The organism is Dietzia sp. SYD-A1 (assembly GCF_015356725.1).
Lineage (GTDB): Bacteria > Actinomycetota > Actinomycetes > Mycobacteriales > Mycobacteriaceae > Dietzia.
In genome coordinates, this window is the sequence record NZ_JADDKI010000158.1 from 1 (window position 1) to 5589 (window position 5589).

The 5589-nt window shown below is 56.8% G+C and carries 3 rRNA genes; all 3 read left to right on the top strand.

The features are described 5' to 3' along the window. Positions 1 to 407: 407 nt before the first annotated feature. The 3 genes from IY392_RS07435 (at position 408) to rrf (ending at position 5580) form a co-directional block, all read left to right on the top strand. Positions 408 to 1924, top strand: a 16S ribosomal RNA gene (locus tag IY392_RS07435). Between the two features lie 346 nt (positions 1925 to 2270). Next, positions 2271 to 5369, top strand: a 23S ribosomal RNA gene (locus IY392_RS07440). 94 nt (positions 5370 to 5463) lie between these two features. Further along, positions 5464 to 5580: ribosomal RNA gene (rrf, locus tag IY392_RS07445) — 5S ribosomal RNA — on the top strand. Together the 16S, 23S and 5S rRNA genes form the textbook arrangement of a ribosomal RNA operon. Positions 5581 to 5589 lie beyond the last annotated feature (9 nt).

Genomic DNA, 5589 nt, shown 5'->3' on the forward strand with positions numbered 1-5589 from the left:
TGACCTGGCGATTTGCGTTTGGGTTCACGTCTGCGTAACTTATTGGAGGTCGCCGAGAGCGGGTGCGGGCCGGGAGGTTCGGGCTGGTGGAGGCGGCGTGCTCCGGATGGTGGTGGGTTGCCTGGTTTGACCGGGTGGGCCGCGTGCGCTAGGCTGGAGAAGTTGCCCCGAAAAGGGTGGCGGTTGATGTAGAACCCTCGTGATCTGGGTGGTCGGTGACTGTCCGGGGAGCGGTGTGGTGGTGTTGTTTGAGAACTCAACAGTGTGTTTTGTTTGTGATAGTGCCAAATTTTTTGTTTGGTTGCGACCCTTTCACATCCCTGTCGTGGGGGTCGCGTTTTTTGGAAACAGCCAGTTTTTTGGTTTGTTTTTTGCTTGGATTGTGCTTTTTGTAGTGCTGAGAAGCTTTTATGGAGAGTTTGATCCTGGCTCAGGACGAACGCTGGCGGCGTGCTTAACACATGCAAGTCGAACGGTAAGGCCCTTTCGGGGGTACACGAGTGGCGAACGGGTGAGTAACACGTGGGTAATCTGCCCTGCACTTCGGGATAAGCCTGGGAAACCGGGTCTAATACCGGATATGAGCTCCTGCCGCATGGTGGGGGTTGGAAAGTTTTTCGGTGCAGGATGAGTCCGCGGCCTATCAGCTTGTTGGTGGGGTAATGGCCTACCAAGGCGACGACGGGTAGCCGGCCTGAGAGGGTGATCGGCCACACTGGGACTGAGACACGGCCCAGACTCCTACGGGAGGCAGCAGTGGGGAATATTGCACAATGGGCGGAAGCCTGATGCAGCGACGCCGCGTGGGGGATGACGGTCTTCGGATTGTAAACTCCTTTCAGTAGGGACGAAGCGAGAGTGACGGTACCTGCAGAAGAAGCACCGGCCAACTACGTGCCAGCAGCCGCGGTAATACGTAGGGTGCGAGCGTTGTCCGGAATTACTGGGCGTAAAGAGCTCGTAGGCGGTTTGTCACGTCGTCTGTGAAATCCTCCAGCTCAACTGGGGGCGTGCAGGCGATACGGGCTGACTTGAGTACTACAGGGGAGACTGGAATTCCTGGTGTAGCGGTGAAATGCGCAGATATCAGGAGGAACACCGGTGGCGAAGGCGGGTCTCTGGGTAGTAACTGACGCTGAGGAGCGAAAGCATGGGGAGCAAACAGGATTAGATACCCTGGTAGTCCATGCCGTAAACGGTGGGCGCTAGGTGTGGGGTCCTTCCACGGATTCCGTGCCGTAGCTAACGCATTAAGCGCCCCGCCTGGGGAGTACGGCCGCAAGGCTAAAACTCAAAGGAATTGACGGGGGCCCGCACAAGCGGCGGAGCATGTGGATTAATTCGATGCAACGCGAAGAACCTTACCTAGGCTTGACATATACAGGACGACGGCAGAGATGTCGTTTCCCTTGTGGCTTGTATACAGGTGGTGCATGGTTGTCGTCAGCTCGTGTCGTGAGATGTTGGGTTAAGTCCCGCAACGAGCGCAACCCCTGTCTCATGTTGCCAGCACGTTATGGTGGGGACTCGTGAGAGACTGCCGGGGTCAACTCGGAGGAAGGTGGGGATGACGTCAAATCATCATGCCCCTTATGTCTAGGGCTTCACACATGCTACAATGGCTAGTACAGAGGGCTGCGAGACCGTGAGGTGGAGCGAATCCCTTAAAGCTAGTCTCAGTTCGGATTGGGGTCTGCAACTCGACCCCATGAAGTCGGAGTCGCTAGTAATCGCAGATCAGCATTGCTGCGGTGAATACGTTCCCGGGCCTTGTACACACCGCCCGTCACGTCATGAAAGTCGGTAACACCCGAAGCCGGTGGCCTAACCCTTGTGGAGGGAGCCGTCGAAGGTGGGATCGGCGATTGGGACGAAGTCGTAACAAGGTAGCCGTACCGGAAGGTGCGGCTGGATCACCTCCTTTCTAAGGAGCACTCACCATGCCTGTTGGGTGTGGTCAGAGTTTGCGCCTGGTTCGCGTCCGAGTGTGGCGCGCCGGGTGGCTCATTGGGTGGAACACTATCGCGTAGGACTCGCCTTGATCTTCGGGCGTCGGCTCAGGGCCGGCGTGTGGGGGGAGCGTGGTCCGGATGAAACACACTGTTGGGTGTCTGAGACAACACCGTTGGGCCTGGTTTGTGCTGGGTCTGGTTGTTTCTGGTGGCACTGATTCCCGAGATGTCCTGGCTGGTTGGCCGGGGTGTGGGTGGGGTTGGTGTGTGTTGTTTGAGAACTGCACAGTGGACGCGAGCATCTTTAATTGTTTGTGAATGTAAGTGTGTAAGAGCACACGGTGGATGCCTTGGCACCAAGAGCCGATGAAGGACGTAGGAGGCTGCGATAAGCCTCGGGGAGCTGCCAACCGAGCTGTGATCCGAGGGTGTCCGAATGGGGGAACCCAGCGCGCGTGATGGCGTGTTACCCGCATCTGAATACATAGGGTGTGTGGAGGGAACGCGGGGAAGTGAAACATCTCAGTACCCGCAGGAAGAGAAAACAACAGTGATTCCGTCAGTAGCGGCGAGCGAACGCGGAAGAGGCTAAACCGCATGCGTGTGATACCCGGCAGGGGTTGCGTGTGTGGTGTTGTGGGGCATGATGTCCTGGTTCTGCCGGATCAGGCGCTTGATAGTCCGCGGGTTAGGGGAACGACTTGGAAGGGTCGGCCGTAGAGGGTGAGAGTCCCGTACCTGAAAACTTTGTGGCTGGGCGATTTGTGTTCCCAAGTAGCAGCGGGCCCGTGAAATCTGCTGTGAATCTGCCGGGACCACCCGGTAAGCCTAAATACTCCTTGGTGACCGATAGCGGATTAGTACCGTGAGGGAATGGTGAAAAGTACCCCGGGAGGGGAGTGAAATAGTACCTGAAACCGTGTGCTTACAATCCGTCAGAGGCCTTTCGGGGCTGATGGCGTGCCTTTTGAAGAATGAGCCTGCGAGTTAGTGGTATGTCGCGAGGTTAACCCGTGTGGGGAAGCCGTAGCGAAAGCGAGTCCTAATAGGGCGATCGTAGTGGCATGCTCTAGACCCGAAGCGGAGTGATCTACCCATGGCCAGTGTGAAGCGACGGTAAGACGTCGTGGAGGCGCGAACCCACTTAGGTTGAAAACTGAGGGGATGAGTTGTGGGTAGGGGTGAAAGGCCAATCAAACTCCGTGATAGCTGGTTCTCCCCGAAATGCATTTAGGTGCAGCGTCGCATGTTTCACCTCGGAGGTAGAGCTACTGGATGGCCGATGGGCCCTACAAGGTTACTGACGTCAGCCAAACTCCGAATGCCGAGGTGTGAGAGTGCGGCAGTGAGACTGTGGGGGATAAGCTTCATAGTCGAGAGGGAAACAGCCCAGATCGCCGGCTAAGGCCCCTAAGCGTGTACTAAGTGGAAAAGGATGTGGGATCGCTGAGACAGCCAGGAGGTTGGCTTAGAAGCAGCCACCCTTGAAAGAGTGCGTAATAGCTCACTGGTCAAGTGGTCCTGCGCCGACAATTTAGCGGGGCTCAAGTACACCGCCGAAGCCGCGGCACTCACACGAGAACCTCCTCCGGGCAGGTGTGTGGGTGGGTAGGGGAGCGTCGTGTGGCCATAGAAGCGTCGGAGTGATCCAGGCGTGGAGGCCACACGAGTGAGAATGCAGGCATGAGTAGCGAATGACGAGTGAGAAACTCGTCCGCCGAATGATCAAGGGTTCCTGGGTCAAGCTAATCTGCCCAGGGTGAGTCGGGACCTAAGGCGAGGCCGACAGGCGTAGTCGATGGACAACGGGTTGATATTCCCGTACCCGTGTATGCGCGCCCATGGTGAATCAGTGATACTAACCGCCCTGAACGTCCTGGAGCATCCTTCGGGATGACGTGGACTGGATGCGCGGGACCTGATCTGGTAGTAGCCAAGCGATGGGGTGACGCAGGAAGGTAGCTGGGCCAGTCAGTGGTTGTACTGGTGTAAGAGTGTAGGCCGTGACATAGGCAAATCCGTGTCACATGAAGGCTGAGACTTGATGCGTACCCGTTGTGGGGAATTCAGTGATCCTATGCTGCCGAGAAAAGCCTCTAGTGAGTTCATACACGGCCCGTACCCCAAACCGACACAGGTGATCAGGTAGAGAATACCAAGGCGATCGAGAGAACTGTGGTTAAGGAACTCGGCAAAATACCCCCGTAACTTCGGGAGAAGGGGGGCCATGCCCGGTGAACACCCTCGCGGTGGGAGCTGGGTGTGGTCGCAGAGACCAGAGAGAAGCGACTGTTTACTAAAAACACAGGTCCGTGCGAAGACGTAAGTCGATGTATACGGACTGACGCCTGCCCGGTGCTGGAAGGTTAAGAGGACCGGTTAGCCGCAAGGCGAAGCTGAGAATTTAAGCCCCAGTAAACGGCGGTGGTAACTATAACCATCCTAAGGTAGCGAAATTCCTTGTCGGGTAAGTTCCGACCTGCACGAATGGCGTAACGACTTCTCTGCTGTCTCGACCACAGACTCGGCGAAATTGCATTACGAGTAAAGATGCTCGTTACGCGCGGCAGGACGAAAAGACCCCGGGACCTTTACTATAGCTTGGTATTGGCGTTCGATTCGGTTTGTGTAGGATAGGTGGGAGACTGTGAAGCATGCACGCCAGTGTGTGTGGAGTCGTTGTTGAAATACCACTCTGATCGTATTGGACGTCTAACCTCGGCCCATGATCTGGGTTAGGGACAGTGCCTGGTGGGTAGTTTAACTGGGGCGGTTGCCTCCCAAAGAGTAACGGAGGCGCCCAAAGGTTCCCTCAGCCTGGATGGCAATCAGGTGTTGAGTGCAAGTGCACAAGGGAGCTTGACTGTGAGACTGACACGTCGAGCAGGGACGAAAGTCGGGACTAGTGATCCGGCACCGGCAAGTGGAAGCGGTGTCGCTCAACGGATAAAAGGTACCCCGGGGATAACAGGCTGATCTTCCCCAAGAGTCCATATCGACGGGATGGTTTGGCACCTCGATGTCGGCTCGTCGCATCCTGGGGCTGGAGTAGGTCCCAAGGGTTGGGCTGTTCGCCCATTAAAGCGGCACGCGAGCTGGGTTTAGAACGTCGTGAGACAGTTCGGTCTCTATCCGCCGCGCGCGTAAGAAACTTGAGGAAGGCTGTCCCTAGTACGAGAGGACCGGGACGGACGAACCTCTGGTGTGCCAGTTGTTCCACCAGGAGCATCGCTGGTTAGCTACGTTCGGAAGGGATAACCGCTGAAAGCATCTAAGCGGGAAGCCTGTTCCAAGATGAGGTTTCTCACCACCTTGCGTGGTTAAGGCCCCCCACAGACCATGGGGTTGATAGGCCGGAACTGGAAGCGCAGCAATGCGTGGAGGTGACCGGTACTAATCGGCCGAGGGCTTACACACACTCAAGCCAAAAGAATCGCACCGCGTCCACTGTGCAGTATCTGAAACAACACACCCCCCGCACCACCGCGGGTCGGGCCTTGTTTCACAGAGTTACGGCGGCCATAGCGGCAGGGAAACGCCCGGTCCCATTCCGAACCCGGAAGCTAAGCCTGCCAGCGCCGATGGTACTGCACTCGAGAGGGTGTGGGAGAGTAGGTCACCGCCGAACACAACTTCA